Annotated in this window: 22 protein-coding genes and 1 tRNA gene; 12 read left to right on the forward strand and 11 right to left on the reverse strand. The window is 74.5% G+C overall.

Annotated features, from left to right (window positions below; translation table 11 throughout):
- Position 1 precedes the first annotated feature (1 nt).
- Genes AB0302_RS03910 through AB0302_RS03920 form a run of 3 tightly spaced genes read right to left on the reverse strand, consistent with a single transcriptional unit; the run spans position 2 to position 1,688 of the window.
- The gene (locus AB0302_RS03910; protein WP_319074324.1) at positions 2-934 is read right to left on the reverse strand and encodes an SURF1 family protein; all 933 of its coding nucleotides are present in this window, start codon (positions 932-934) and stop codon (positions 2-4) included.
- Positions 931-1,296, reverse strand: a complete 366-nt coding sequence (locus AB0302_RS03915) for a hypothetical protein (protein WP_366370578.1) — start codon at positions 1,294-1,296, stop codon at positions 931-933. Before AB0302_RS03915 ends, AB0302_RS03910 begins: the two co-directional genes overlap by 4 nt.
- Positions 1,293-1,688 (reverse strand): DUF3099 domain-containing protein, encoded by a 396-nt coding sequence (locus AB0302_RS03920; RefSeq protein WP_298710897.1) that lies wholly within the window; start codon positions 1,686-1,688, stop codon positions 1,293-1,295. The genes AB0302_RS03915 and AB0302_RS03920 overlap by 4 nt, the downstream gene beginning before the upstream one ends.
- A gap of 177 nt (positions 1,689-1,865) precedes the next feature.
- On the opposite strand from AB0302_RS03920, the gene AB0302_RS03925 reads away from it, so the two are divergent.
- Both AB0302_RS03925 and AB0302_RS03930 read left to right on the forward strand, forming a co-directional pair.
- Positions 1,866-2,615, forward strand: a complete 750-nt coding sequence (locus AB0302_RS03925; protein WP_366370579.1) for a beta-ketoacyl-ACP reductase — start codon at positions 1,866-1,868, stop codon at positions 2,613-2,615.
- 44 nt (positions 2,616-2,659) lie between these two features.
- Positions 2,660-3,424: an SDR family oxidoreductase gene (locus AB0302_RS03930; protein WP_366370581.1), complete on the forward strand. Its 765-nt coding sequence runs from the start codon at positions 2,660-2,662 to the stop codon at positions 3,422-3,424.
- An 18-nt stretch (positions 3,425-3,442) separates the two neighbouring features.
- Here the strand turns inward: AB0302_RS03930 and serB are convergent, their stop codons facing one another.
- A complete protein-coding gene (gene serB, locus AB0302_RS03935) occupies positions 3,443-4,282 on the reverse strand; it encodes a phosphoserine phosphatase SerB (RefSeq protein WP_366370582.1) in 840 nt (279 codons plus the stop codon).
- A gap of 71 nt (positions 4,283-4,353) precedes the next feature.
- On the opposite strand from serB, the gene AB0302_RS03940 reads away from it, so the two are divergent.
- The 5 genes from AB0302_RS03940 to AB0302_RS03960 all read left to right on the forward strand — a co-directional run bounded on the left by AB0302_RS03940 (position 4,354) and on the right by AB0302_RS03960 (position 8,513).
- The gene (locus tag AB0302_RS03940) at positions 4,354-5,178 is read left to right on the forward strand and encodes an ABC transporter ATP-binding protein (RefSeq protein ID WP_298710911.1); all 825 of its coding nucleotides are present in this window, start codon (positions 4,354-4,356) and stop codon (positions 5,176-5,178) included.
- Entirely contained in the window at positions 5,175-6,023 is an 849-nt protein-coding gene (locus AB0302_RS03945) for a sulfite exporter TauE/SafE family protein (RefSeq protein ID WP_248117061.1), read from the forward strand. Before AB0302_RS03940 ends, AB0302_RS03945 begins: the two co-directional genes overlap by 4 nt.
- Before the next feature lie 88 nt (positions 6,024-6,111).
- Positions 6,112-6,873, forward strand: coding sequence for an RNA methyltransferase (locus AB0302_RS03950; protein WP_248117091.1), 762 nt, complete (start codon positions 6,112-6,114; stop codon positions 6,871-6,873).
- A gap of 155 nt (positions 6,874-7,028) precedes the next feature.
- Positions 7,029-7,286: a type B 50S ribosomal protein L31 gene (locus AB0302_RS03955; protein WP_248117064.1), complete on the forward strand. Its 258-nt coding sequence runs from the start codon at positions 7,029-7,031 to the stop codon at positions 7,284-7,286.
- Between the two features lie 153 nt (positions 7,287-7,439).
- Entirely contained in the window at positions 7,440-8,513 is a 1,074-nt protein-coding gene (locus AB0302_RS03960) for a biotin/lipoate A/B protein ligase family protein (protein ID WP_366370583.1), read from the forward strand.
- Between the two features lie 28 nt (positions 8,514-8,541).
- Here AB0302_RS03960 and pepN read toward each other — a convergent pair whose 3' ends face one another.
- The gene (gene pepN / locus AB0302_RS03965) at positions 8,542-11,202 is read right to left on the reverse strand and encodes an aminopeptidase N (protein WP_366370584.1); all 2,661 of its coding nucleotides are present in this window, start codon (positions 11,200-11,202) and stop codon (positions 8,542-8,544) included.
- 62 nt (positions 11,203-11,264) lie between these two features.
- Positions 11,265-12,509 carry a glucose-1-phosphate adenylyltransferase gene (gene glgC / locus AB0302_RS03970; RefSeq protein WP_248115517.1) on the reverse strand — a complete coding sequence of 415 codons (1,245 nt, stop codon included), beginning with the start codon at positions 12,507-12,509 and terminating at the stop codon, positions 11,265-11,267.
- Positions 12,510-12,623: 114 nt separating this feature from the next.
- Between glgC and glgA the strand changes: the two genes are divergently transcribed.
- Complete coding sequence (gene glgA / locus AB0302_RS03975; protein WP_366370585.1) at positions 12,624-13,820, forward strand: glycogen synthase; 1,197 nt, start codon at positions 12,624-12,626, stop codon at positions 13,818-13,820.
- 158 nt (positions 13,821-13,978) lie between these two features.
- Here the strand turns inward: glgA and AB0302_RS03980 are convergent, their stop codons facing one another.
- Positions 13,979-16,132: an acyl-CoA dehydrogenase gene (locus AB0302_RS03980; protein ID WP_298710917.1), complete on the reverse strand. Its 2,154-nt coding sequence runs from the start codon at positions 16,130-16,132 to the stop codon at positions 13,979-13,981.
- Positions 16,129-16,815, reverse strand: coding sequence for a TetR/AcrR family transcriptional regulator (locus tag AB0302_RS03985; RefSeq protein ID WP_248115520.1), 687 nt, complete (start codon positions 16,813-16,815; stop codon positions 16,129-16,131). Before AB0302_RS03985 ends, AB0302_RS03980 begins: the two co-directional genes overlap by 4 nt.
- A gap of 162 nt (positions 16,816-16,977) precedes the next feature.
- Between AB0302_RS03985 and AB0302_RS03990 the strand changes: the two genes are divergently transcribed.
- The 3 genes from AB0302_RS03990 to AB0302_RS04000 all read left to right on the forward strand — a co-directional run bounded on the left by AB0302_RS03990 (position 16,978) and on the right by AB0302_RS04000 (position 20,684).
- On the forward strand, positions 16,978-18,312 hold the full coding sequence (locus AB0302_RS03990) for an acetyl-CoA C-acetyltransferase (protein WP_366370586.1): 1,335 nt from the start codon (positions 16,978-16,980) through the stop codon (positions 18,310-18,312).
- Positions 18,313-18,432: 120 nt separating this feature from the next.
- Entirely contained in the window at positions 18,433-19,791 is a 1,359-nt protein-coding gene (locus AB0302_RS03995) for a 3-oxoacyl-ACP reductase (RefSeq protein ID WP_298710923.1), read from the forward strand.
- Positions 19,792-19,793: 2 nt separating this feature from the next.
- Entirely contained in the window at positions 19,794-20,684 is an 891-nt protein-coding gene (locus AB0302_RS04000) for a MaoC/PaaZ C-terminal domain-containing protein (RefSeq protein WP_366370587.1), read from the forward strand.
- A gap of 70 nt (positions 20,685-20,754) precedes the next feature.
- Here the strand turns inward: AB0302_RS04000 and malQ are convergent, their stop codons facing one another.
- Both malQ and AB0302_RS04010 read right to left on the reverse strand, forming a co-directional pair.
- A complete protein-coding gene (gene malQ, locus AB0302_RS04005) occupies positions 20,755-24,174 on the reverse strand; it encodes a 4-alpha-glucanotransferase (RefSeq protein WP_366370588.1) in 3,420 nt (1,139 codons plus the stop codon).
- Between the two features lie 137 nt (positions 24,175-24,311).
- Positions 24,312-24,395, reverse strand: a tRNA-Leu gene (locus tag AB0302_RS04010).
- Between the two features lie 118 nt (positions 24,396-24,513).
- Between AB0302_RS04010 and AB0302_RS04015 the strand changes: the two genes are divergently transcribed.
- Complete coding sequence (locus tag AB0302_RS04015; protein WP_366370589.1) at positions 24,514-25,854, forward strand: M20/M25/M40 family metallo-hydrolase; 1,341 nt, start codon at positions 24,514-24,516, stop codon at positions 25,852-25,854.
- Positions 25,855-25,882: 28 nt separating this feature from the next.
- Here AB0302_RS04015 and AB0302_RS04020 read toward each other — a convergent pair whose 3' ends face one another.
- On the reverse strand, positions 25,883-26,122 hold the full coding sequence (locus AB0302_RS04020) for a DUF5703 family protein (protein WP_298710935.1): 240 nt from the start codon (positions 26,120-26,122) through the stop codon (positions 25,883-25,885).
- Between the last annotated feature and the right edge of the window lie 88 nt (positions 26,123-26,210).

The raw sequence follows: 26,210 nt of genomic DNA on the forward strand, positions 1-26,210 counted from the left end.
CTCAGTCGAACAGCGCGTCCTCGGCCTGCTCGTCCGTGAGCCGTCCGTCCCGGCGGCGCCGCACGGGCTGGGGGCGCGGCGGGCGGCGGGCGGCGAACGTGCCGTCGTCGACGGCGTCCTCGAGGGCGTCCGCGCGGTCGTTGCGGGCGCGCATCCACGCCGAGTAGCCCCACACGCCGAAGCCCATGGCCGCGAAGAGGTACCACTGGATGGCGTAGGAGAGGTGCGGGCCCTCGTCGAGCGTGGGCTCCACGAGCCTCTGCGGCGCGGTCTCCGCGGCCGGGTCCTCGCTCACCATGATCCCGTACGCGGTGTCCGCCACGGGCTCGCCGACGACCCGGCCGATCTCCGGCAGGTCGATCGAGGCGACCTGCCCCTCGGGGGCGTCGCGGTCCAGGGTGGGCTCGCCGGGCTTGACGCGCACGACGGCGGACACCTCGCCCTCCGGCGGCGCCGGCACCACGTCGGGCCGTCCAGGGGTGTCGCCCACGGGCAGCCAGCCGCGGTCCACCACGACGACGACGCCCTCGTCCGTGCGGAACGGCACCAGCACCTCGTAGCCGGGGCGGCCGGCGCGGGGGCGGTTGCGGGCGATCAGCGTCTCCTCCACGAGGTACTCCCCGCTCAGGGTCACGGGCGTCCACTCGTCCTCGGCGTCGAAGTCCGTGAACATCCGCTCGGCCTCGGCGAACGGCACGGCGTCGTCGTCGTAGTTCTCCAGCACGCGGTTGACCTCGTGCATCTTCTGCACACGCCGGTCCCACTGCCACTGCGCGAGGTAGTGGCACGCGAACGCGAAGAGGACGCACACGAGGAGGCCGAGGATCCAGGGCCCCGTGGCGAGGAAGCCGAACCGCAGGCGGGGCAGGCGCTCCGTGGCCGTGTCCCCGGGGGGACGGCGGGAGCCGACGCGGGGGCCGGTGGCGGTGCTCATGCGGGGACCTCATCGTCGGGGTGGTCGGGGTGGTCGGGGGCCACGAGGGGCCGGACGCGGCGCAGGAAGCCGCGCGCCTCGAGGAAGTCCCCGAGGTGGGCGCGATGCTCGCGGCAGGCGAGCCACGTCTTGGTCCGCTCGGGAGCGTGCACGCGGGGGTTGTTCCACTCGAGCGCCCACACCGCGTCGGCGCGGCAGCCGCGGCGCGAGCACGGGTGCGGATCGCCGGGCCCGGCGGCCACGCCGGCGGGTCCCCCGACGGGCCCGGGCGTGGCGCCCGGAACGGAGCCCGGCGCGGGGGAGGACCCCGCGGCGAGGGCTCCGAGCAGGTCCATGCCGCCGAGCGGGCCCGCGGTGCTCATGCGCCCGCCTCCCCACCGGTCCGCGGCCCGGGCAGGGCCCGGCGCCGGTCGAGGACGGGGTCCGCCACGACGTCGCCCGTCAGGACCACGGGCTGCGGCGCCGCGGGGCCGGACTCCTCGGGGACGGGGAGGGCGGCGGCGCCCGAGTCCACGCGGCGCAGCGTGCCGGAGCGCTCGGGGCCGGCGTTGTTCACGGAGACCACCGCGATGTAGGGCAGGGCCACGGCGCCCAGGATGAGCGCGAGCTGGAGCCAGCCGTGCGTGAAGAGGGCGGCCACGAAGCACAGCGTGCGGACGCCCATCTGGAGGAGGTAGACGCGCATGCGGTGCGAGCGGTCCTCGCTGCGGGCCGGCGCGGCGGTGGTGACCCCCTGGACCGGGCGGGTGGTCATGGCGTCACCTCCTGCACGACGTCCGGGGGCGGGTCCCGGCACGACGGCACACGTAGAGTGGTGGTTCACGGCGGCGGGCGGGCGCTTCGCGTCCGCCTCGGACGGCTCTCAGAGCCGACCGCCGGTCGATGTCCTAGGTGAACGATCCTAGTCGCCCCCGCACAGAAGGTGGTCCCCATGGCCGAGCAGTCCCGTCCCTCCGCAGCCGAGCCGGCCGCCCCCGGCGGGCGCAGCGTCCTCGTCACCGGCGGCAACCGCGGGATCGGCCTGGCCATCGCGCAGGCGTTCGCCGCGAACGGCGACCGCGTGGCCATCACGTCCCGCTCGGGCGAGGGCCCCGAGGGCGTCCTGCCGGTGCGGGCCGACGTGACGGACGCCTCGTCCGTGGACGCGGCGTTCCGGCAGGTCGAGGAGGCCCACGGCCCGGTCGAGGTGCTCGTGGCGAACGCCGGCATCACGAACGACCAGCTGCTGCTGCGCATGTCCGAGGAGGACTTCGCCTCGGTAGTGGACACGAACCTCACCGGCTCGTTCCGCGTGGTGCAGCGCGCCACGAAGGGCATGATGCGCCTCAAGCGCGGCCGGATCGTGCTGGTCTCCTCCGTGGTGGGCCTGCTCGGCTCCCCGGGCCAGGTCAACTACGCCGCCTCCAAGTCCGGCCTCGTGGGCATGGCGCGCTCCATCACCCGCGAGCTCGGCGCGCGGGGCGTGACGGCGAACGTGGTGGCCCCCGGCTACATCGACACGGAGATGACGCGTTCGCTGGACGAGGACCTCAAGGCCCAGTACAAGAAGTCCATCCCCGCGGGCCGCTTCGCCGACCCGGACGAGGTCGCCGGCGTCGTCCGGTGGCTCGCCTCGGAGGAGGCCTCCTACATCTCGGGCGCCGTCATCCCCGTGGACGGCGGCCTCGGCATGGGCCACTGACCCGCCCCCTCACCCTTCCCACCCCAGGCAGAAAGGCCCCGAGCATGACTGAGACAGACCTCACCGGACGCGGCGTCGTCGTCACCGGCTCCTCCCGCGGCATCGGCGCGGAGACCGCGCGGCTGCTGGCGGCCCGCGGCGCCGGCGTCGTGGTGAACTACCGCCAGAAGGCCCCGCGCGCGAACAAGGTGGTCGCCGCCATCGAGGAGGCCGGAGGCCGCGCCGTGGCCGTGGGCGGCGACGTCACGAAGGCCGAGGACCGCGCCGCCCTGCTCGACGCCGCCGTCGAGGCGTTCGGCTCGCTGGACGTGCTCGTGCTCAACGCCTCCGGCGGCATGGAGTCCCAGTTCGGCGAGGACTACGCCATGACGCTCAACCGGGACGCGCAGGCCGCCCTCGCGGACGCCGCCCTCGAGCGGATGGGGGAGGGCGGGCAGATCGTGTTCGTCACCTCGCACCAGGCGCACTTCATCGACGAGGTGGACACCATGGAGTCCTACGAGCCCGTGGCCCGCTCCAAGTGCGCCGGAGAGCTCGCGCTGCGCGAGCGCATCCCCGCGTTCGCGGAGAAGGGCGTGGGCTTCGCGGTGGTCTCGGGCGACATGATCGAGGGAACCATCACCGCCACGCTGCTCAACCGCGCGGAGCCGGGCGCCATCGAGGCGCGCCGTGAGGCGGCCGGGAAGCTGTACACGGTGGAGGAGTTCGCGTCCGAGGTGGCCGCCCTGGTGGGGCGCACCGACCTCGAGGTGGGCCACACCGAGCTCGTGGGCGGCGCCCGCGACTTCCTGGCCCGCCACCGGGGCTGAGCCGCCGGCTGCTCGGGCTCAGAGCCCGAGCAGCCAGCGCAGCGGGGTGAGCGAGGGCACGTCGAGCACCACGTCGGCGTGCTCGCGCAGCGCCGGCTTGGCGCACAGGGCCACCCCGCACCCCGCGGCCGTCAGCAGGTCGATGTCGTTGGCGCCGTCGCCCACCGCCACGACGGCGGTCTCCGCGACGCCCGCGTCGGCCGCCCACGCGCGCAGCATGGCCGCCTTGGCGGCGCGGTCCACGACGGTCCCGACGACGCGCCCCGTGAGGCGCCCGTCCGCGGCCTCGAGCTCGTTCGCGCAGTAGGCGTGCAGGCCCCACGCGGCCGCGAGCGGGGCGAGCACCGAGGTGAACCCGCCCGAGACGGCGCAGACCCGACCCCCGGCCGCGTGCACGGCGGCGATCAGCTCGAGCGCGCCGTCCGTGGGGCGCACGGCGTCCACGACCTCCTCGACCACGCCCACGGGCAGGCCCGCGAGCGCCTCGACGCGCGCGTGGAGGGACTGGGCGAAGTCGAGCTCGCCGCGCATGGCCCGCTCCGTGACCTCGGCGACCTCCGCCTCGCGCCCGGCGTGCGCCGCGAGCAGCTCGATGACCTCCTGCTGGATCAGCGTGGAGTCGACGTCGGTCACCACGAGCGGGTGCGGGTTCGCCGTCGCGTCCTCGGGCAGCGTCAGCGCGGCCCATCCGGGACCCGGATCGGGAGCCGCGGCCCACGCGTCGCTCAGGAACCGCCAGCCCACGAGGCCGTCCGCGGCGACGCGCTCGGCGCCCTCCGGCACGCCCTCCGGCGTGCCCGCGGGACCATGGGCGTCGGCGGGCGAGGCGGTCAGGACGAGGCGGCGCACGGAGCTCATGGGCCTCAATCTAGGGGCGCGGACGCAGCGCGCCCCGCGTGTGAACGCCCGGCCCCACTATGGTGGAGGCCATGACCACGCCCCAACACCTCGAGGACATCTTCACCCCGGACGAGGACGCCGTGCTCCAGCTGCGCGGCGTGCGCGTGCACCGTGGCGGCCGGGACATCGTCGCCGACGTGGACTGGACCGTCCGGGCGGGCGAGCGCTGGGTCGTGATGGGCCCCAACGGCGCGGGCAAGTCGACCCTGCTGCAGATCGCCGCGGCCCGCCTGCACCCCACCGCCGGCGACGTCGCGATCCTCGACGAGGTGCTGGGCGCCGTCGACGTGTTCGAGCTGCGCCCGCGCATCGGGCTCTCCTCCGCCCAGCTGGCGGCCCAGGTGCCGCGCGCGGAGCTCGTGCAGGACGCCGTGGTGACCGCCGCGTACGGCGTGACCGGCACGTGGCGCGAGAGCTACGAGACGCAGGACCGCATGCGGGCCCTCGGGCTCGTGTCCGCGTGGGGGCTCTCCCGCCTGGCGCACCGGCCCTTCGGCTCCCTCTCGGACGGCGAGCGCAAGCGGGTGCTGATCGCCCGCGCGCTCATGACCGACCCCGAGCTGCTGCTCCTGGACGAGCCCGCCGCGGGGCTGGACCTGGCCGGGCGCGAGGAGCTCGTCCGCCAGCTCACCGAGCTCGCGGAGGACGAGGCGGCGCCGGCCACCGTTCTCGTGACACACCATGTGGAGGAGGTCCCTCCGGGCTTCACCCACGCCCTGCTGCTGCGCGAGGGCGGCGTGGTGGCCGCCGGCCCCGTCGCGGAGGTCCTCACGGACGAGCACCTCTCCACCGCGTTCGGCCTCGCGCTCACCGTCACCTCGACGGACGGGCGCTACTCGGCCGTCGGCGCGTGAGCGAGTTGCTCGCCGCCCAGGTCCTCGGGATGGACCTGTGGCAGGTGCTGCTCGTGCTGCTGGCCGGGTTCTGGGCCGGCACCATCAACTCCGTGATCGGCTCGGGCACCCTGGTGACCTTCCCCGTGCTCGTGGCCGTGGGGTACCCGCCCGTCACGGCGCAGATCTCCAACGCCATGGGCCTCGTGGCGGCCGGGTTCTCGGGCGTGTTCGGGTACCGCCGCGAGCTCGCGGAGTCGCGGGCCGTGCTGCCCGTGCTGACCGTGGCCTCCCTGCTGGGCGGCATCCTCGGGGCATCCCTGCTGATCCACCTGCCGCCCGAGGTGTTCGGGTACGCGGCGCCGATCCTCATCGTGGTGGCCCTCGCCTTCGTGATCCTCCAGCCCCGCCTGCAGGCGTGGGTGCGCCGGCGGGCCGCCGCGCGGGCGGGCGGCGAGGTCGCCGAGGCCCCCGCCGTGCCGAGCCGGCCCGTCGGCCCCGCGCTGTGGATCCTCGTCTTCCTGGCCGGTGTGTACGGCGGGTACTTCGTGGCCGCGCAGGGCGTGCTGCTCATGGGCATCCTCGGCGTGTTCCTCTGCGGCGGCACGCTCGTGCACGCGAACGGCATCAAGACGTGGCTCTCCCTCTCGGTGAACCTCATCGCCGCCGTCTCCTACCTGCTGTTCGCCTTCGACCGCATCGACTGGACGGCCGTGCTGCTCATCGCGGCGTCCTCCCTGGTGGGCGGGTCCGTGGGGGCCAGGATCGGGCGGCGCATCTCCCCGACGCTGCTGCGCGGGGTGATCGTGGTGGTGGGCCTGGCCGGACTGACGAGCATGATCCTGCGCCTGGTGAACGGTGGCTGAGCACACCCGGCTTCCGGGCGCGGCCGGCCGGGAGGTGCGGCTGACCCCGGCCGACCTCGCCGACCCCCGCCTGGCCGCGTACACGACCATGACCGACGCCGCCCTGCGCCGCCGCGTGGACGCCGAGCACGGGGTGTTCCTGGCGGAGTCCTCCTCCGTGGTGCGGCGGGCGCTGGCCGCCGGGCACACGCCGCGCTCGTTCCTGCTGGGGGACCGGTACCGCGAGACGTTCGCGGACGCCCTCGCCGCCCACCCGGACGTGCCGGTCTTCACCGGCCCGGACGAGGTCCTCACGGAGCTCACCGGCTTCCACCTGCACCGCGGCGCGCTGGCGGCGATGGACCGGCCGGCCCCGCGCTCCGTGGGCGAGGTGCTCGCGGGCGCGCGGCGCGTCCTCATCGCCGAGGACCTCGTGGACCACACGAACCTGGGCGCGGTGGTGCGCTCGGCGGTGGCCCTGGGATGGGACGCGCTGCTGCTGACCCCGCAGGCCGCCGACCCGCTCTACCGGCGGGCGATCCGCGTGAGCATGGGGACGGTGTTCCAGCTGCCCTGGGCGCGGCTGGACGGCCCCGTGGCGTCCGCGGTGCCCGTGCTGAAGGAGGCGGGGTTCGCGGTCGCCGCACTCGAGGTGACCGAGCGGGCCGTGGGCCTGGACAGCCCGGAGCTCGAGGGGATCCGGGGCGCCGAGCGGCTGGCCCTCGTGCTGGGCCAGGAGGGCCCCGGCGTCCGCGAGGAGACGCTCGCCCAGACCGACGCCGACGTCGTGATCCCCATGCCGGCGGGCGTGGACTCGCTGAACGTGGCCGCGGCGGCCGCCGTCGCACTGTGGGAGCTGCGCGCGCGGTGAGGGCCGGGCGCGACGCGCGGGCCGCGCGATCCGCGGGGAGGCGCGACGGGGCATGCGGTAGAGTGGGCCGCTGGCCCGCCGACCGGCGGACCCCATCGACCACACCTCTCGCGCCCCTGGTCCCAATCAGGCGGCAGAAACGAAGGATGCTCCCCATGAAGACCGCGATCCACCCCGAGTACCGCTACGTCATCTTCAACGACCTCGCCTCCGGTGAGAAGATCCTCACCCGCACCACCGCGAACTCCGAGAAGACCGCGGAGTGGGAGGACGGCAACACCTACCCGGTGATCGACGTCGAGATCTCGGCCGCCTCGCACCCGTTCTACACGGGCAAGCAGCGCATCATGGACACCGCCGGCCGCGTGGAGCGCTTCAACGCCCGCTTCAAGGGCTTCGGCGGCAAGAAGTGATCGCAGCGGCCTGAGCCGCTCTCACCTCGCACCACGACGACGGGCCCCGCGCCTCCGGCACCACGCCGGAGGAGCGGGGCCCCTCGCGTCCCCGGCTCCCGCCCGGCGCGAACGCCCCTGGCCCGTGCCCCGGCGAGATCCTAGGCTGGCGGCATGACCACGAACCAGGACAGCGCCCACCACGGGGAGTACAAGGTGATCGGCGGCAAGCTGGTGGCCGCAGACCTCACCCTCCACGACGGCCGCATCGCCACGGCCAGCATCAACGGCGACTTCTTCCTCGAGCCCGACGAGGCGCTCGAGGACCTCAACGCGGCCGTGGCCGGGCTCTCGGCCGACGTGGAGCACCGCGCCATCCGGGCGGCGGTGGAGCAGGGCCTGCGGCCCGAGGCCGAGCTGTTCGGCGTCGACGCCTTCGCGATCGCCTCCGCGGTGCGCCGCGCCCTCGGCAAGTCGACCACGTGGGAGGACCACCAGTGGGAGATCATCCCGCCGGAGCCGCTGCCGATCGCGCTGACGGTCGCCCTCGACGAGGTCCTCACCCGCCAGGTGGCCGAGGGACGGCGGAACCCGACCATGCGGCTGTGGCAGTGGAATGAGCCCGCCGTCGTGATCGGGGCCTTCCAGTCGCTCGCCAACGAGGTCGACCCGGAGGGCGTGGAGCGGCACGCGATCAACGTGGTGCGGCGGATCTCCGGCGGCGGCGCGATGTTCATGGAGGCGGACAACTGCGTCACGTACTCGCTGCACGTGCCGCAGTCCCTCGTGGACGGCCTCGAGACCGCCGAGACCTACCCGTTCCTCGACGAGTGGACCATGGACGCGCTCGGCCGCCTCGGCGTGGAGGCGTTCTACCAGCCGCTCAACGACATCGCCACGCCCCAGGGAAAGATCGGCGGGGCCGCCCAGAAGCGCGTGGGGGAGTCCGGCCTCCTGCACCACGTCACCATGAGCTACGACATCGACGCGGACAAGATGCTCGAGGTCCTGCGGATCGGCCGCGAGAAGCTGCGCGGCAAGGGCGTCGCCTCGGCGAAGAAGCGGGTGGACCCGCTGCGCCGTCAGACCGGCGTCCCCCGCGTTGAGATCTGGGAGACCATGATGGCCACCTTCGAGGAGCGGTACGGGGCGCGGCGCGTCGACCTCGACGCCGAGACCCGCGCCGAGGCCGAGGAGCTGGCCCGCACGAAGTTCGCCACGCCGGAGTGGACCGCCCGCGTGCCGTGACCGGGCGGCTCACCCCTGCGCAGCCCGCCTACCCCTCGAGGTCGTGCTGGGCCGCCTGCACCCGCAGGGACCGGCGCAGCGCGTCCGTGTGCTCCACGACGACGCGGCGCAGGGCGCCCGGGGCGTCCGGGTGGCCGTCGATCCAGCGCTGGGCAGCGGCGAGCGTGGGGTGGCGCCCCTGGTCCTCGGCACCGCCCGGCACCGCGTGCTGGTGCCCCGGGAACAGCCCGCCGATCGCGCGGCTGGCCAGCCCGTTCGACCGGCTCGCCCACACCTGCTCCAGCCGCGGCCAGAACCCGTCCTCGTGGGCGGCGAGCAGCTCCACGGAGCCCGCGGCGAAGCCGGCGGCCGTGGCGGAGAGCAGGTCGTTGGACAGCTCGACGCCGTCGGCGGTGCGCCCGGCCATGACGGCCTCCCACGCTGCGGCCTTCACGCCGGGCTCGGGGCGCGCGGCGAGGGCGAGGCGGTGCCACGTGACCGTCTGCGCGGTGCGCTTCGCCTCGAGCTCGGCGTCCAGGCGGGCCGCATCGGCCTGGCCGGTCGCGGCGAGGGCCTGGAGCACGAGCCAGCGCACCTCGGCGTCCACGGCGAGCCCGGGGGCCGCCGTGCCGGGCGAGACCAGCAGGGCCTCGGCCAGAGAGCCCGCCAGCGCCGCGTCGGCGCGCGCCACGAGCGCCCACGTGCGGGCCGCCGTGCGCTGGCGGTCGGAGCCGGCCTCGAGCGTGCGGGTCTGCTCGGCCAGCTCGGTGCCGAGCCGCGAGCGCAGGGCGGCGCGGTCCTCGGCCCGGGCGAACTGGGACACCGCGGCGGCGGCCTGGGCGAGCACCTGGGTGTGGACGCCGACGGTCTCGATCCCGGCGGAGAGCTGCCCCACCGCGGTCACGAAGCGCTCCACGGGCAGCGCGCCGTCGCGCGTCATCGACCACAGGGCCGCCCACACGGTGGCCTCGGCCAGCGGATCCGCGATCGGGTGAGCGAGCACCGCCTCGAGCGAGGCGTCGTCCACCTCCACGGCCGCGTACGTGAGGTCCTCGTCGTTGGGCAGCACGAGCCGGACGCCCTCCGGCACCTCGAGCCCGGCCAGCGGCACCGCGGCGCCCTCGGCGCCGCCCGGCACGTCGACGGTGGCCTGGCCGGTGCGCGCGAGCACACCGTCCTCGTCGGGCGTGAACACGCCCACCTTCACCACGTGGGGGCGCAGCACCTGGCGGCCCGTGACGGGATCCCGGCCCTCCTGGTGCAGGAGGACGGCGCCGTCGTCCCCCGCCTCCACCCGCAGGCGCGGCACGCCCGAGGTGTGCAGCCACGCGTCCGCCCACGCGCCCATGTCCCGCCCCGAGGCGGCCTCGAGGGCCGCCATGAAGTCGGCGAGCTCCGCGTTGCCCCACGCGTGGGCGCGGAAGTAGCGGCGTGCGGCGTCGAGGAACGCGTCCCGGCCGACGAACGCCACGAGCTGCTTGAGCACCGAGGCGCCCTTGGCGTACGTGATGCCGTCGAAGTTCTGCCGCGCGGCCTCGAGGTCCACGATGTCCGCGACGATCGGGTGCGTGGTGGGCAGCTGGTCCTGCACGTAGGCCCACGCCTTGCGGCGCGAGGCGAAGGTGACCCACGCGTCGGAGAACTCCGTGGCCTCCGCGGCGCCGAGCGAGCCCATGAAGTCCGCGAACGACTCCTTGAGCCACAAGTCGTCCCACCAGCGCATCGTCACGAGGTCGCCGAACCACATGTGCGCCATCTCGTGGAGGATCACGGTGGCCCTGCCCTCGTACTGCACGGCGGTGGCCCGCGAGGTGAACACGAAGTCCTCCGTGAAGGTCACCAGCCCCGGGTTCTCCATGGCTCCGAGGTTGTACTCGGGCACGAACGCCTGGTCGTACTTGCCCCACTCGTAGGGCACGCCGAAGAGCCCGTGGAAGAAGTCCAGCCCGCGCTTCGTCACCGCGAACACGGCCTCCGGGTCGAACGCGTCGGCCATCGTCTGCCGCGTGAACAGGCGCAGCGGCACGGGCGCGGCACCGGTGGCCGCATCGCCGTCCCAGCGGTCCTCCCAGCTCGCGTAGGGGCCGGCCAGCAGCGTCGTGATGTAGGTGGACTGGGCGAGCGTGGGCTCGAAGTCCACGCGCACGACGCCGTCGCCCGCCTCCGTGCGCGACGCCTCGGGCCGGTTGGAGGCCAGCACCCAGTCGGCCGGGCCGGTGAGGGCGAAGGTGAAGGCGCCCTTGAGGTCCGGCTGCTCGAAGTCCGGGAAGACGCGGCGCGCGTCCGCGGGCTCGTACTGCGTGTAGAGGTACACCTGGCCGTCGGCCGGGTCCGCGAAGCGGTGCAGCCCCTCGCCCGAGCGCGAGTAGCGCGAGGCGCCCTTCAGGACCACGTCGTTCTCGGCCGCCAGGCCGGGCAGCAGGACGCGGGCCTCGCCGACCACCTCGGCGAGGTCCAGGGCCGCGCCGTTGAGCTCCACCGCATCCACCCCGGCGTGGATCCAGTCCAGGTGCGTGCTCGCGCCGGGCTCCGCGCACGCGAAGCGGATCCGCGCCTCCACCGGGTAGGTGTCCTGCTCGAGGTCGCGGGCGGCCGAGAGGTCCACGTGGACGTCGTACGCGCTCACGGTGAGCAGCCGGGAGCGCTCGAAGGCCTCGGCACGGGTCACGTTGGTCTGGTCGAGGTCGGGCGCGGGCACGACGTCGGGCACGGGTGTTCTCCGGTCTGTGGGGTGGGTGCGGGCGGGGGAGCGAGACGGGGGACCGGTGCGGGTCAGCGCGGCGCCGGCACGGACTGGCCCTTCGAGAGCACGGTCAGGCCCGAGTCCGTCACGGTATAGCCGTTGGCCTCGTCCTCCGCTCGGTCGAAGCCGATGCGCGCGCCGGGCGGGACCACCACGTTCTTGTCGAGGATGGCGTTGCGGACGTGGGCGCCCTCCCCCACGACGACGGAGTCCAGGAGCACGGACTGCTCGACCCACGCCTCGTTCGCGACGCGGACGTCCGTGGACAGCACGGACTGGGCCACCGTGCCGCCCGAGACGACGACGCCCTGCGAGAGGATCGAGTCGTTCGCGCTGCCGGGGCGGCGCGAGGCCGAGCGCACCAGCTTCGCCGGCGGGGAGACGGACTGCCGCGTGTACAGCGGCCACTCGCGGTTGTAGAGGTTGAACTCCGGCCACGGCTGCACGAGGTCCATGTGCGCGTCGTAGTAGGAGTCCAGCGTGCCCACGTCCCGCCAGTAGTGCTTGCCGGGGGTGCCGCCGGGGACCTCGTTGGCGGTGAAGTCGTAGACGCCGGCCTCGCCGCGGTCCACGAAGTAGGGGACGATGTCCCCGCCCATGTCGTTGTTGGAGTGCGGGTTGGCGTCGTCCGCGTTGAGCGCCTCCACGAGGGCGTCCGTGTCGAACACGTAGTTGCCCATGGAGGCCAGGAACTGGGACGGGTCGTCCGGCAGGCCCGGGGTGGTGGCGGGCTTCTCCACGAACGCCTTGATGCGCTCGGGGGAGGACGGGTCGGTCTCGATGACGCCGAACTGGTCCGCGAGGTCCAGCGGCTGGCGCACGGCCGCCACGGTGGCCTTCGCGCCGGAGGCGATGTGCTGGTCCACCATCTGCTGGAAGTCCATGTGGTAGACGTGGTCCGCGCCGATCACCACGACGATGTCCGGGCGCGCGTCCGCGATGAGGTTCATGGACTGGTAGATGGCGTTCGCCGAGCCCGTGAACCAGTCCTTGCCGCGGCGCTGCTGCGCCGGGACGGTGGCCACGTAGTTGTTGAGCATGGTGGACATGCGCCACGTCTCGGAGATGTGCCGGTCCAGCGAGTGCGACTTGTACTGCGTCAGCACCACGATCTCGCGGTAGCGCGAGTTCACCAGGTTGGAGAGCGCGAAGTCGATCAGCCGGTACGTGCCGCCGAAGGGGACGGCCGGCTTGGCCCGGTCGGCGGTGAGGGGCATGAGACGCTTGCCCTCGCCGCCCGCCAGCACCACGGACAGGACCTTCTTCTGCACCATCGGGGACCACTCCTCATTCCGGGGACGCGCCTCGTCGCCGAGCCCGCTCGGGCCCGGCCTCTGTCGGTCCCGTCAGGCTATCCGGCCCGAGGGGCGCTCGACTAGGTTGGAGGCGTGCGCATCGACATCGTGAGCAAAGAGTTCCCCCCGTCCATCTACGGCGGCGCCGGAGTCCACGTCGCGGAGCTGACGCGTGTGCTCGCGTCCCGCGCCGACCTCGTCGTCCACGCGTTCGGCGAGCCCCGCGAGCGGGACTACCACGGCGCCGCCGTGCACTCCTACCCGAATCCCCAGGGGTTCGAGGCGGAGAACGGCGCCGTCCAGACCCTGGCCACCGACCTCACCATGGTCGGCGCCTTCGAGGGCGCGGACGTGATCCACTCCCACACGTGGTACGCCAACATGGCCGGACACCTCGGCAAGCTCATGCACGGCGTCCCGCACGTGCTCTCCGCCCACTCCCTCGAGCCCCTGCGCCCGTGGAAGGCCGAGCAGCTCGGCGGCGGCTACGCGATCTCCAGCTGGGCCGAGTCCACCGCGTACCACGGCGCCGACGCCGTCATCGCGGTCTCGGACGGCATGCGCCGGGACATCCTGGCCTGCTACCCGGACGTCGACCCCGCCAAGGTGCACACCGTGCACAACGGGATCGACACCCAGGTGTGGACCCCGCAGACCGGCACCGGCGCCCTCGAGAAGTACGGGATCGACCCGCGCAAGCCCTCGGTCGCGTTCGTCGGGCGCATCACCCGCCAGAAGGGCGTCCCGCACCTGCTGCGCGCCGCTCTGCAGCTGCCCCCGGAGGTCCAGCTCGTGCTGTGCGTCGGCGCCCCGGACACCCCGGAGCTCGCGTCGGAGGTCAACGGCCTCATCGCGCAGCTGCGCGGGCAGCGCGAGGGCGTCGTCGTGATCGAGGGCATGATCCCGCGCCACGAGGTCATGGAGATCCTCACCTCCGCCACCGTGTTCGCCTGCCCCTCCGTCTACGAGCCCCTGGGCATCGTCAACCTGGAGGCCATGGCGTGCGGCACCGCGGTGGTGGCCTCGGCCGTCGGCGGCATCCCGGAGGTCGTGGAGGAGGGCGTCACCGGCTCGCTCGTGTCCTTCGAGCAGGCGGACGATGCCACCGGCGCCCCCGTGGACGAGGACGGCTTCGCACGCGACTTCGCCGCCGCCCTCACGCGCGTGCTGGAGGACCCGGAGCAGGCCCGCCGCATGGGCGAGGCCGGCCGGAGGCGCGCGGTCGAGCACTTCTCCTGGGACACCATCGCCGAGCGCACGCTCGAGGTGTACCGCTCCGTCCTCGACTGAGGCCGGCCAGCTCCGCGACGGCGCGGACAGGGCTGTGCCGCCCGGCCGAGGCGGAGCGCGCCGCCGTCCCCGAACGCCCGAGGGCCCGGAGACCCCCCTGGGGGATCTCCGGGCCCTCGGTCCGTCCGCGCCGGGCGACCGGCGCGGACGGGTGCGGGTCAGGACCGGCGCAGCCGGGAGGCCTTGGACTTGGCCTCCTTGCGCTGGCGCTCCCGGAGGACCTTCTCGTCCTCGGGGGCGGTGCCGGAGGCGCGCAGCTGCTCGAAGTAGCGGTGGGCCTCCTCCTGGCGCTCGGCTTCGACGTCGGTGGCGACCTCCATGCGCAGGTGCTTCTGCTCGAGGCCGTAGGCCTCCACGAGCTCCAGCGCGAAGGGGCGCAGGCGCTCGGCCAGGCGGTTGACGTAGCCGCGCAGGGCGCGGGCGCGCTGGCTGGAGACGCGGCCATGGGCCACGAACCAGCCCAGGTCGTCCTCGATGAGGCGCAGCGCGAAGAGGTCGCGCAGCCAGGTGAGCACGGTGGCGGTGGCCTCGTCCTCGATCGCGTCCACGGCCCGGGTGAACGCCTCCCACTGGAGGAGCTCGGCGTGGTTGCGCGCCGCCTCGACCAGCTCGTGCTGGCGCGTGTTGAACGCCTCGGCCTGGGCCTGCTGGCCCTTGCCTCGGGCGCCCGAGAGGGTGCCCGCGATGTCCGCCGTCTTGGCGCGCACGCGGTCCTCGAGCAGCTCCCGCTGGACCGCGGGATCCTTGAACCAGTTCGCGGAGCGGCGCTCGGAGCCCGCGTCCGCCACGGTCTGGACCACCTTGGGCAGGCCGGCGCGGTGCAGGGCGTCGGAGGCCTGGAGGACCACGTAGCGGGACACGGCGCCGACCTCGAGGCGGCCGAACTCCTTGGAGTAGTCGGTCAGGAGGCGCTTGCCGACGAGCTGGAGCAGGACGGTGTTGTCGCCCTCGAAGGTGACGTAGACGTCCAGGTCGGCGCGCAGCTGGGTGACGCGGTTCTTGGCCATGAACCCGGTGCCGCCGCAGGCCTCGCGGGCCTCCTGGAGGGTGTCCAGGGCGTTCCAGGTGGTCAGGGGCTTGACGGCGGCCGCGAGGGTCTCCAGCTCCTGGCGGTCCACGTCGGTGTCCGCGCGGCCCGAGAACACGTCGTCGAACTTGACGGCGAGCTCGTTGGAGGAGAACGCGTCCGCGTAGGCGCGGGCCAGGCGGTCGATGAGGCGGCGCTGATGGTTCTGGTAGTCCAGCAGCACCTCCTCGCGCTCCGGGCTGGAGGCGTTGAACTGGCGGCGCTGTTCGCCGTAGGCGATGGCGCCGTGCAGGCCGAGGAAGGAGGCCGTCGTCGCGGCGATGGACAGGGACACGCGGCCCTGCACGAGGGTGCCGAGCATGGTGAAGAAGCGGCGCCCGGGGGAGTCGATCGGCGAGGTGTAGGTGCCGTCCTCGGCGACGTCGCCGTAGCGGTTCAGCAGGTTCGTGCGGGGCACCCGGACGTGGGTGAAGTGCAGGCGGCCGTTGTCGATGCCGTTGAGGCCGCCCTTGAGGCCGTCGTCCTCGCCGCCGACGCCGGGCAGGAACGCCCCGGACTCGTCGCGGATCGGCACGTAGAAGCAGTGCACGCCGTGGTTGACGCCCTGGGTGATGAGCTGGGCGAAGACCGTGGCGGCCTTGCCGTGCAGGGCGGCGTTGCCGAGGTAGTCCTTCCACGCGCCCTTGAACGGCGTGTGGATGACGAACTCCTGGGTGGCCTCGTCGTAGGTGGCCGTGGTGGCGATCGAGGCGACGTCGGAGCCGTGGCCGATCTCCGTCATGGCGAAGGCGCCGGGGATGGACAGGTCCATCGCGCCCGGCAGCCACCGGCGGTGGTGATCGGCGGTGCCGAGGTGGAGGATCGCGGAGCTGAAGAGGCCCCACTGCACGCCGGCCTTGATCTGGAGCGAGGGGTCGGCCACCACGAGGTCGCCGAACGCGGAGATGTTGCCGCCGTGGTTGTCGTCGCCGCCGAACTCGGCCGGGAAGGCGCGGTGGACGGCGCGGCTGTCCACGAGGATGCCGAGCTGGCCGAACACGCGCTGGCGGTGCTCGTCCATGCCCAGCAGCGGGTCGCGGTGCAGGGCCGGGTCCTTGGCGAGTTCGCGGGACTCACGGCGCTCCGCGGCCCAGCGGCCCAGGAGCGCCTCCTGGATCACGGCCGAGTCGAGGGACCCCGGGCGCGGGTGCTCGGGGGCGATCTCGGCGACGTCGTGGGGCAGGTCGGTGGGGGACGGGGGGACGTCGGTGACGGCGTCGAGGCTGTGGTCGCGGGTGGTGGTCATCGGACCGCTCCTTCGTGGGCGTGGATCGGGACGGGGGATGTCGGGGCGCCGAGCAGGCCGTGGAGCAGCCAGCCGGTGATGGAGGCCGCCAGCTCGGCGGCGTCGGGGCGCGCGTCCTCGGGGGAGCGCAGCCAGGTCTCGGCCGTGGCCCGCACCAGTCCGACGGCGGCGCGCGGCCACAGGCCGAGGGGGGAGCCGACGGGCGGGACGCCGTCCGCCCCGAGGTGCTGGGCGAGCCCCTCCGCGAGGAGGGCGTGGACGCGGTCGAAGAAGGCGTCCAGGACGCCCGCCGCGGCGCCGGAGGAGTCCGGGGCGGACACGGCGAAGGCGTAGACGTTCGGGGACGTGGCGGCCACACTGAGGTAGACCTCGACCATCCGATGCAGGGTGGCGGCGGCGTCGGAGTGGTCGACCGCCGCCTCGAGCAGTCGCCGCTCCATGTGGGCGGTCACCCGCTCGGCGACGGCGACGCGCAGGCCGGCGCGGTCGCCGAAGTACCGGTAGTAGACCGACTTGGAGGTGCCGGCGTGCGTGGCGATGTCCTCCATGGAGGCCTCGGGCCCCAGCTCGTGGACCGCGGCCCGCGCGGCGCGGAGCAGCTCGCGGCGGCGGTCCAGCCGGTGCTGGTCCCACCGGGAGCTGCGACCGTCGCGGAGGACGGGGGGAGGCGTGAGTGACTTCACAGGACGGACTGTATCAGGTACCGTTCGTCTCAGTCACCCCGATCCCGGCCGCGCCGCTCCACCATCACCCCAGTTCCATCGACACCACCAGCGCCCGGATCACCCCCGACCTCTCGCCGCGCACCCCGCGGGTGAGGCCACACCGTCCAGGAGGACCCCGCCGTGAACACCCCGGAGAACACCCCCACCGCCCGTCCCGCCGTCGCCGGCGGCCCGCTGCGCCCGGCCGTCGTCGTGGGCGGCAACCGCATCCCCTTCGCCCGCGCCAACACGGCCTACGCGACGGCCTCCAACCAGGACATGCTGACCGCCGCCCTCGACGGCCTGGTCGCCCGCTTCGGCCTGCAGGGTGAGCGCATCGGCCAGGTCTCCGCCGGCGCCGTGCTCAAGCACCCCAAGAACTTCAACCTCACCCGCGAGTCGGTCCTCGGCTCGGCCCTCGCGCCCGACACCCCGGCCGCGGACATGCAGGTCGCCTGCGCCACCGGCATGGAGGCCCTGGGCACCCTCGCCTCCAAGATCCGCCTGGGCCAGATCGATTCCGCGATCGGCGGCGGTGTGGACTCCATCTCCGACTCGCCCGTGAGCGTCTCCGACGGCGCCCGCCGCGTGTTGATGCAGCTCAACGCGGCGAAGACCCTGAAGGACCGCCTCAAGGCCGTCTCCCAGCTGCGTCCGAACCAGCTCGTCCCCGAGCCGGCCGGGGCCAGCGAGCCCCGCACCGGCATGTCCATGGGCGAGCACCAGGCCCTCACCACCCACCAGTGGGGCATCACCCGCGAGGCGCAGGACGAGCTGGCCGTGGCCAGCCACCGCAACCTCGCCGCCGCGTACGACTCCGGCTTCATGGACGACCTCGTGACCCCGTTCCGCGGCCTGACCCGCGACAACAACCTGCGCGCGGACTCCTCCATGGAGAAGCTCGCCAAGCTCAAGCCCGCCTTCGGCCGCCAGTTCGGGGACGAGGCGACCATGACCGCCGCCAACTCCACGCCCCTCACCGACGGCGCCTCCGCCGTGCTGCTCGCCTCCGAGGACTGGGCGGCCGAGCGCGGCCTGCCCATGCTCGCCGAGTTCGTGGACGCCGAGAACGGCGCCGTGGACTTCGTGGACGGCAAGGAGGGCCTGCTCATGGCCCCCGCGTACGCCGTGCCCCGCCTCCTGGCCCGCCACGGCCTGACCCTGGACGACCTGGACTTCATCGAGATCCACGAGGCCTTCGCCGGCACCGTGCTCGCCACGATGAAGGCCTGGGAGAGCGAGGAGTTCGGGCGCGAGCGCCTCGGCCTCGACGGCGCCTTCGGCACCGTGGACCGCTCCAAGCTCAACGTGCACGGCTCCTCGCTGGCCGCCGGCCACCCGTTCGCCGCCACCGGCGGCCGCATCGTGGCCCTGCTGGCCAAGGCGCTGCACCAGAAGGGCGAGGGCTCCCTCGGCCTCATCTCCGTGTGCGCCGCCGGCGGCCAGGGCATCGTCGCCCTCCTGCGCGGCCGCTGAGCCACCCGGCACCACCCGCAGCACCCGCCCCGCCGTCGGCCCGTCCGACGGCGGGGCGCCGGTCCCCGCCGCACCGACCCCGCCGCACTCCAGCACACCCCTGACCTGAGAGGTCCCCCCGTGAACGACCCGTACGGCTCCTTCGTCTCCTCCGCCCTGGGCAAGCGCGTCACCGGCGCCCTGGGCCTGCCCCAGCCCGTCGAGCTGCGCCGGTACGAGCCCGGCCAGCCGCTGATCACCGGCACCGTCCTGGTGCTCGGCGCCACCCCCGCCGCCGACGCGGCCCGCGGGCTGCTCACCGCCGCCGGCGTCCAGGTCGTCTCCGAGCGCGCCGAGGGCGCCCGCCTGGCCGGTGTCGTCGCGTGCTTCGACGGGGTGCGTGCCCCGTCCGAGCTCTCCGCCGTGGCCCTCGAGCTCGGCCCCGCCCTGCGCCAGCTCGGCTCCAGCGCCCGCGTGGTCACCGTGTTCGAGGATCCGGAGGACCCCTCCGTGGCCGCCGACCCCGCGGCGCGCGCCGCCCGCCAGGGCGTGGTGGGCCTGACCCGCTCGCTCGGCAAGGAGATGCGCCGCGGCGGCACCGCCAACGGCCTCATCCTGGGCTCCGGCGTCCCGCTCACCGCCCCCGGCGCGGCCGGCGCCCTGCGCTTCCTGCTCTCGGGCCGCTCCGCGTTCGTCTCCGGCCAGTTCCTGCCCGTCACCACCGCGGACGGCTCGACCCCCGCGGACCTGGCCCGCCCGCTCGAGGGCAAGGTCGCAGTCGTCACCGGTGCCGCCCGCGGCATCGGCGCGGCGATCATCGCCACCCTGGCCCGCGACGGCGCCCGCGTGGTGGGCGTGGACGTGCCCGCCGCCGGGGACGCCCTGGCCGGTGTAGTCAACAAGCTCGGGGGCACCGCCCTCGCGCTGGACATCACCGCCCCCGACGCCGGCGCCCGGATCCTCGAGCACTGCCGCACCCGCCACGGGCGCATGGACATCGTGGTGCACAACGCGGGCATCACGCGGGACAAGCTGCTCGCCAACATGGACGCGGCGCGCTGGGACTCGGTCCTCGCCGTGAACACGTCCTCGCAGCTGGCCATGAACGCGGCCTTCCTCGCCGAGGACGCCCGCGACGTCGTGGGCGAGGGCCTGCGCATCGTCGGCCTGGCTTCCACCTCCGGCATCGCCGGCAACCGCGGCCAGACCAACTACGCGGCGTCCAAGGCGGGCGTCATGGGCCTCACGTCGGCCACCGCGCCAATGCTGGCCGAGCGCGGGGGCACGATCAACGCCGTCGCCCCGGGCTTCATCGAGACCGAGATGACCGCCAAGATCCCGCTCGCGACCCGCGAGCTGGGCCGCCGCCTCAACTCGCTGCAGCAGGGCGGCCGTCCCCAGGACGTCGCCGAGGCCATCGCCTACCTCGTCTCGGACGGGGCCGGCGGCACCAACGGCGCCACCCTGCGGGTGTGCGGCCAGGCGATCATGGGGGCCTGAGCATGGAGACCCGGACGCTCACGCAGGCCCCCGCCCTCGGCTCCCTGTACGCCCGCGCCGCGGCGCAGGCCGCGCAGGACGCCCTCACCCGCCGACGCCGGCCGACGACCCTGCCCGAGCGCCGCATCGAGGTGGAGGGCCTGACGATCGACCCCGCCGTCGTCGGCCGCTGGCGCGAGGTGGTGGGCCCCGCGGACCCGACGCACCTGCCCTCCGTACTCGTGCACACCCAGGTGTTCGGGACGGCGATGGCGCTCATGGCCGCCCCTGACTTCCCGCTGCCCCTGCCGGGCATGGTCCACCTCTCCAACTCGGTCCAGCACCACCGGCCCGTCCCCGCGGGCGAGCCGCTGACGGTCGCGGCCGAGGCCCTGGGCCTCGTGCCCCACCACGCGGGCACCGCCGTGGACGTCGCGGTGCGCGTGGAGCGCGCGGCGGGCGCCGGCGCGGAGGCCGCGCTGCTGTGGGAGGGCTCCTCCCGGTACCTGGCCAAGGGCGTGTGGCTGACGGGCGAACGCCCCGAGCGGCCCGAGCGCGACGAGTTCGCCCCCGCGGCCCCCACCGCGCAGTGGACGTTCGGGGCGGGGGCCGGCCGCGCCTACGCGGGCGTCTCGGGGGACTGGAACCCCATCCACCTCTCCGGGCCGAGCGCGACGCTGTTCGGCATGAAGGGTGCGATCGCCCACGGCATGCTCCTCGCCGCGCGCATGCTGGACGGCCGGGAGCCCGCCGAGGCCGGCGTCGGCTGGGACATCGAGTTCGAGGCGCCCGTGGTGCTGCCCGCCCGCGTGGCCGTCCGGTACGAGCGCGACCCCGCGGTCACGCAGGTGACGGGCTGGGACGCCACGCGTGGACGCCGCCACTTCCGGGGCGGGATCCGGCCCCTCACCTGAGGGGAGGACCGACGACGGCGGCCCGGGGGCGTGATGCTCCCGGGCCGCCGTCGTCGTCAAGGCAGCGGGATCAGCCCTCCGCGGCCGCCACGGCGTCCAGGAGGCCGTCCGCGTACGCGTCCCAGGAGTGGCTCTGCGCGTGGCGCACGGCCGCGGTGGACATCGCGGCCCACGCGCCGCGGTCCCCGAGGATCCCCTCGAGCGCGTCCGCCCACGCCTCCGCGGTGTTCGGGGCCACGAGCCGGCCGGTCCGCCCGTCCTGCACCGCGTGGACGAGCCCGCCCACGCGGTGGGCCAGCACCGGGGTGCCGCACGCCTGCGCCTCGAGGGCCACGAGGCCGTAGGTCTCCGAACGGCTCGGCATCGCGACGACGTCCGCCGCGCGGAGCTGCTCGGCCAGCGCGGGCGCGGGCACCGGATCGGACACGGTGACGAGGTCCGCGACGTCGTGCCGGCGGGCCAGGGCGGCGAGGTCCAGGCCCTCTCCGCCGGAGGCGGCCCCGTTGAGGTGCAGCCGGATCCCGGGATCCGCACCGGCGCCGCCGCGCCGGCCCCGCAGGATGGCGAGGGCCTCGACGAGGATCTGCGGGCCCTTGTGCGCCTGCACGCGCCCCGCGAAGAGCACGCGCAGGGGAGCGGCCGCGTCGGCGCCGGCCGTGGCCCCGGACGACCCGGGCCAGCAGGACGCTCCCTCGGGCGTGAACGTCGCGGTGTCCACGGCGGGGGAGAGGACGCGCGTGCGCCGGCGGTCCACGCCGAGGACCTCACGCAGGTCGGCGGCCTCGGCGGGGGAGTTCACCACGAGGAGGTCGGCCTCCTCCACCACGCGCGCCTCGGCGGCGATCCGTTCGGCGGGCTCCTCGTGGCCCTCGTCCTGCAGCATCTTCACGGCCGCGGTGGTGTGCATGGTCTGCAGGTGAGGGGCATCCATCTCCTGCGCCAGGGCGTGGGCCGTGGGCGCGGAGAGCCAGTAGTGCCCGTGGACGAACCGCACGCGCTCGGCCTCCGCGAGCCCCTCGGCCTCGCGTGCTCCCCGCAGCCAGGCCAGCGCGGCCGCGGTGAACGCGTCCGTGTGCGCGGCGAGCTCGGCCTTGTCCAGGGGTCGGGCGGGGCCGGCGGCCAGCTCGACCACGAGGACGTCCGGTGTCGGTCCGCCCGCGGGCAGACGCGTGATCCGTGCGCCGCCGTCCACCGGCTCCTCCGCGCGGGTGAACAGGAGCATCCGCATCCCCTGCCGCGCGAGCGCGAGGGCGGCCTGCCGCACGTACACGTTCATGCCGCCGGCGTCCCCGCGGCCCGGCTGGGCCAGCGGCGAGGTGTGGTAGGCCACGCCGATCCCCACGGGCACAGAGGCCGTGAGCTCACGGTCCACCGCGTCGAAGAGGCGGGCCACCGACGGCAGGCCGGGCAGGTCCTCCGCGTGGAGCATCGCGCCCTCGGCGTCCCCGAGCGGCACGGTCCAGTTCGGGTACTGGTCCTGCATGGTCCCCGGCTGGTTCTGGATGCGGCGCTCCCCGACGGCGTCCACGAGGGCCACGCTCTGCAGCGCCGACGGCGCCTGGGCGAGCAGCCGGTGCAGGGCGATGACCTGGGCCTGCCGCTCGCCCACGCCCGGCACCTCCTCGAGGAGGCCGCGGTCTCGTGCGGCCCGGAGGAATGCCTCCACCTCGGCGGCCGAGCGCTCCCGCTCCGCGGCCACGTCCCCCGTGAACAGGCCGAGCTCCTCGCGCAGGTCCAGGTGGACGCCCTCGAGGTAGCCGGCGGTCGGGGGGAGGTCGTGGGTGTTCACGGCGGCCAGGCACAGGCGCCGGTAGCGCTCCGGGGGGACCGGCACGCCGTCCTCCTGCTCGAACCAGAGGATGTTCGTGCCGAGCACGCCCGCCTCCGCGAGGCGCTTCTGCACCCACGGCTCGAACGTGCCGAGGTCCTCGCCGATCACCACGGCGCCGGCCCGCTGCGCCTCGAGGGTGAGGACGGCGAGCATGGCCTCGTGGTCGTACTCCACGTACGCGCCCTGCGTGGGGCCGGCGCCCTCCGGCACCCACCACAGGCGGAAGAGGCCGAGCACGTGGTCGATCCGCACGCCGCCGGCGTGGGCCATCACGGTGCGGAGCATGTCCCGGAACGCGGCGTAGCCGGTCTCGGCGAGCCGCCGGGGGTGCCACGGGTGCTGGGACCAGTCCTGGCCCAGCTGGTTGAAGACCTCCGGCGGGGCGCCCACGGACATCCCGGGCACGAGCACGTCCCCGAGCATCCACGCGTCCGCCGAGCCGCGCGTGGCGCCCACGGCCAGGTCCACCATCACGCCCATGCGCATGCCCGCGCCGAGCGCGCGGCGCTGGACGGCGGCCAGCTGCTCGTCCGCGATCCACTGGACCCAGCGGTGCAGGTCCAGCTCGTCCGCGTGCGTGCTGCGGAACGCGGCGGCGCGCTCGCCCTCCGGAGTCCAGTCGGCGTCCTGCGGGTCCGGGCCGGTTACGTCCGAGAGGCGCAGGGCGGACCAGAGGGCGAAGTCGTCCAGCCCCGCCCCCATCCGCGCGCGGAACGCGGCGTACGCCGCCTCCCGCTCGGCGGTGCGGGGCACGGAGTGCACGCGGCGCAGGGCGGGCCACAGGACCTCGGCGACGGCGGAACGATCGATGCGCCCCGTCTCCTCCAGTCGCTCCTGGACCTGACGGCCGGCGGCGCGCAGCTGCTCCTGCTCCGCGGCGGGCAGCCCGGCGAACTCCGGGATGTCCGCCACGCGGATCAGCAGCGCGGTGAGGAAGCGGCGGGAGACGGGGGAGTAGGGGGAGTCCGCGGGCGTGGTGCCGGGGTCGACCGCGTGCAGCGGATGCAGGAGCAGGAAGTCGGCGCCGTGCTCGGCGGCCGTCTCCGCCACGGACGCGGCGTCCTCGATGTCCCCGATGCCCCACGAGTGCTCCGAGGTCACGGAGTAGCCCTGGGCGGCCACGCCCCAGCCGCGCCGGGCCAGGAAGGGTGCGGCCGTGGTGAGGCGGTCCGGCGCGCAGACGAGGGTGGCCTCGGCGTGGTGGCCGGTGGCGCTGTCGAGCTCGAGGCGATGCCAGCCGAGGGGCAGGTCTGCGGGGACCTCCACGTGGCACCGCACGAGGTCCACGCCGTCCACGCGGCGGGGCTCGCCCAGCGGCCGGGTGACGGCGACGGGCACGGGCGCGCCCGCCTCCGTGACGACTCGGGCGCTCAGCCCCTCGACCACCGAGACGTGGGCGGGCACGGAGAGCCGGTGCCCCGCCCGCGTGACCACGGTGGGAGGCAGGACGTCCCGCCACGGTGCGAGCTCGGCGTCGTCGAGCGCCTCGGTGAGGGCGGCGACGGCGTCCGGGCGGACCGCCACCCCGAGGGCCGCGAGCACCTTCACGAGGGCGTCGTCCGGCACGGTCTGGTCCGAGCCGTCCTGTCCCGTGTATCGCCACTGCACCCCGTGGGCGCGGGCGAGTCGGAGCAGCAGCGTGCGGGCATCGTCGGCCATCGGAACCTCCGTGTCGTCCCTGTCAGGTGAGCGACGACGGCGGCGGGCCGTCGCGCACCTTCACTGTAGGGGGAAGGAGGGACGGGATGGCACGAAGGGCCCCGGTCTGTGACCGGGGCCCTTCGTCCGATGAGCTGTGCGCGAGGGGGGACTTGAACCCCCACGTCCTTTCGAACACAGCGACCTCAACGCTGCGCGTCTACCAATTCCGCCACTCGCGCTCATCCCGATCCGCCGGAGCGGACCGTTTCCTTCGCGTTCGGCCAGTCCCGGTTTTCACCGTTCCTCGCCGGAGCAACCCGAGAAGCGTACCACACCCCTGGAGGTAGGCTCAACTCCATGGTCGATTCCCCCGCAGAGAAGCCCACCGCCCCCCGCACCGAGTCCCCCGCGGCCGACGTCGTCGAGATCTGCCGCGGCCTGATCCGCATCGACACCACCAACCGCGGCGGCAACGTGTCCGTGGGCGAGCCGGAGGCCGCCGCCTTCTGCGGGAGGCTCATGGAGCAGGCGGGGATGACCCCGCGGTTCTTCGAGTCCGCACCCGGGCGCGTCTCCGTCGTCGGGCACCTGCCGGGCTGGGACGCGGACGCCCCCGGCCTCGTGCTCCACGGCCACACCGACGTGGTGCCGGCCGAGGCCGCCGAGTGGAGCGTGGACCCCTTCAGCGCGGAGCTGAAGGACGGGATGGTCTGGGGCCGAGGCGCGGTGGACATGAAGGGAATGGACGCGATGATCCTCTCCGTCCTCCTGCACCTCGCCCGCACCGGCCGCCGCCCGCGCCGCCCGCTCACCGTCGCGTTCTTCGCGGACGAGGAGGCCGGCGGCGTGTACGGCGCGACGTGGATGGTGGAGCACCACCCGGAGGTCTTCGCGGGGTGCACGGACGCGATCAGCGAGGTGGGGGGCTTCTCCACCGAGGTGGCCGGCACCCGCGCCTACCTCGTGCAGACCGCGGAGAAGGGCCTGATGTGGCTCAACCTGCGGTCGGCCGGCGCTCCGGGCCACGGCTCCGCCCCGCACGAGGACAACGCGGTCACCCACCTGGCCGGCGCGCTCGAGCGGATCGGCCGCCACGAGTGGCCGCTGACCTACACGAAGACCACCCGTCAGCTGCTGGAGCAGGTGGCCGAGATCATGGGCGTCCCGTTCGACGAGACGGACCCCGCCCCGCAGCTCGAGGCCCTCGGCCAGGCCCGCACGTGGGTCACCGGCACGCTGCGCACCTCGTCCAACCCCACCGGCATGACCGCCGGGTACAAGCACAACGTGATCCCGTCCACGGCGACGGGCACGGTGGACGTGCGCCCCCTGCCGGGAGAGGAGGAGCAGACGCTCGCGACCCTCGCCGAGCTCGCCGGACCCCACGTGGAGTTCGAGCCGGAGCACCGGGACATCGGCCTCGAGGTCCCGTTCTCGGGCGACCTCGTGGAGCTCATGGTCGAGGCGCTGCGGCACGAGGACCCCGAGGCCGAGGTGCTGCCCTTCATGCTGGGCGGCGGCACGGACAACAAGTCGCTCTCCCGCCTGGGCATCACCGGCTACGGGTTCTCCCCGCTGCGCCTGCCACCGGACCTCGCGTTCACCTCGCTCTTCCACGGCATCGACGAGCGCGTGCCGGTGGACGCGCTCGAGTTCGGCTGCCGCGTCCTCGCGCGCATGCTGGATCCGCGCCCCTGACGGCGCGCCGCCCCGCGGACCGGGCCGCTCAGGCGAGGTCGAGCGTGGAGGCCACCCGGATGACGCGCCGGCGCAGCCAGTAGCGCCGGGCCCCGCCGCGGTAGTGCACCGCTCGCTGCAGCTCCCAGCGGCCGTACTCGGCGTGCTCCACGAGGCGGCGCCGCGCGTCGCCGAGGGACTCCTCGGGGGCCACGGTGAGGACGAGGTACTCCCACTTCTGGCCCTGGGCGACGGAGTCCAGGGTCGAGGACATCAGCTGCTCACGCACCCGGTCATCCTCGCAGACCGCCGCGGCCCCGCCGCGCGGGTGCGCGCACCTCTGGTCGCACCGCCCGTCCTCGGGTTACCGTTCAGCC

This window comes from Micrococcus sp. NPDC078436, assembly GCF_040702705.1.
Lineage (GTDB): Bacteria > Actinomycetota > Actinomycetes > Actinomycetales > Micrococcaceae > Micrococcus.

Excerpts from the sequence above, each read along its gene's own strand:
- AB0302_RS03910 (WP_319074324.1), bottom strand. The coding sequence starts at position 934 with ATGAGCACCGCCACCGGCCCCCGCGTCGGCTCCCGCCGTCCCCCCGGG.
- AB0302_RS03915 (WP_366370578.1), bottom strand. The coding sequence starts at position 1,296 with ATGAGCACCGCGGGCCCGCTCGGCGGCATGGACCTGCTCGGAGCCCTC.
- AB0302_RS03920 (WP_298710897.1), bottom strand. The coding sequence starts at position 1,688 with ATGACCACCCGCCCGGTCCAGGGGGTCACCACCGCCGCGCCGGCCCGC.
- AB0302_RS03925 (WP_366370579.1), top strand. The coding sequence starts at position 1,866 with ATGGCCGAGCAGTCCCGTCCCTCCGCAGCCGAGCCGGCCGCCCCCGGC.
- AB0302_RS03930 (WP_366370581.1), top strand. The coding sequence starts at position 2,660 with ATGACTGAGACAGACCTCACCGGACGCGGCGTCGTCGTCACCGGCTCC.
- serB (WP_366370582.1), bottom strand. The coding sequence starts at position 4,282 with ATGAGCTCCGTGCGCCGCCTCGTCCTGACCGCCTCGCCCGCCGACGCC.
- AB0302_RS03940 (WP_298710911.1), top strand. The coding sequence starts at position 4,354 with ATGACCACGCCCCAACACCTCGAGGACATCTTCACCCCGGACGAGGAC.
- AB0302_RS03950 (WP_248117091.1), top strand. The coding sequence starts at position 6,112 with ATGACCGACGCCGCCCTGCGCCGCCGCGTGGACGCCGAGCACGGGGTG.
- AB0302_RS03955 (WP_248117064.1), top strand. The coding sequence starts at position 7,029 with ATGAAGACCGCGATCCACCCCGAGTACCGCTACGTCATCTTCAACGAC.
- AB0302_RS03960 (WP_366370583.1), top strand. The coding sequence starts at position 7,440 with ATGACCACGAACCAGGACAGCGCCCACCACGGGGAGTACAAGGTGATC.
- glgC (WP_248115517.1), bottom strand. The coding sequence starts at position 12,509 with ATGGTGCAGAAGAAGGTCCTGTCCGTGGTGCTGGCGGGCGGCGAGGGC.
- AB0302_RS03980 (WP_298710917.1), bottom strand. The coding sequence starts at position 16,132 with ATGACCACCACCCGCGACCACAGCCTCGACGCCGTCACCGACGTCCCC.
- AB0302_RS04000 (WP_366370587.1), top strand. The coding sequence starts at position 19,794 with ATGGAGACCCGGACGCTCACGCAGGCCCCCGCCCTCGGCTCCCTGTAC.
- malQ (WP_366370588.1), bottom strand. The coding sequence starts at position 24,174 with ATGGCCGACGATGCCCGCACGCTGCTGCTCCGACTCGCCCGCGCCCAC.
- AB0302_RS04015 (WP_366370589.1), top strand. The coding sequence starts at position 24,514 with ATGGTCGATTCCCCCGCAGAGAAGCCCACCGCCCCCCGCACCGAGTCC.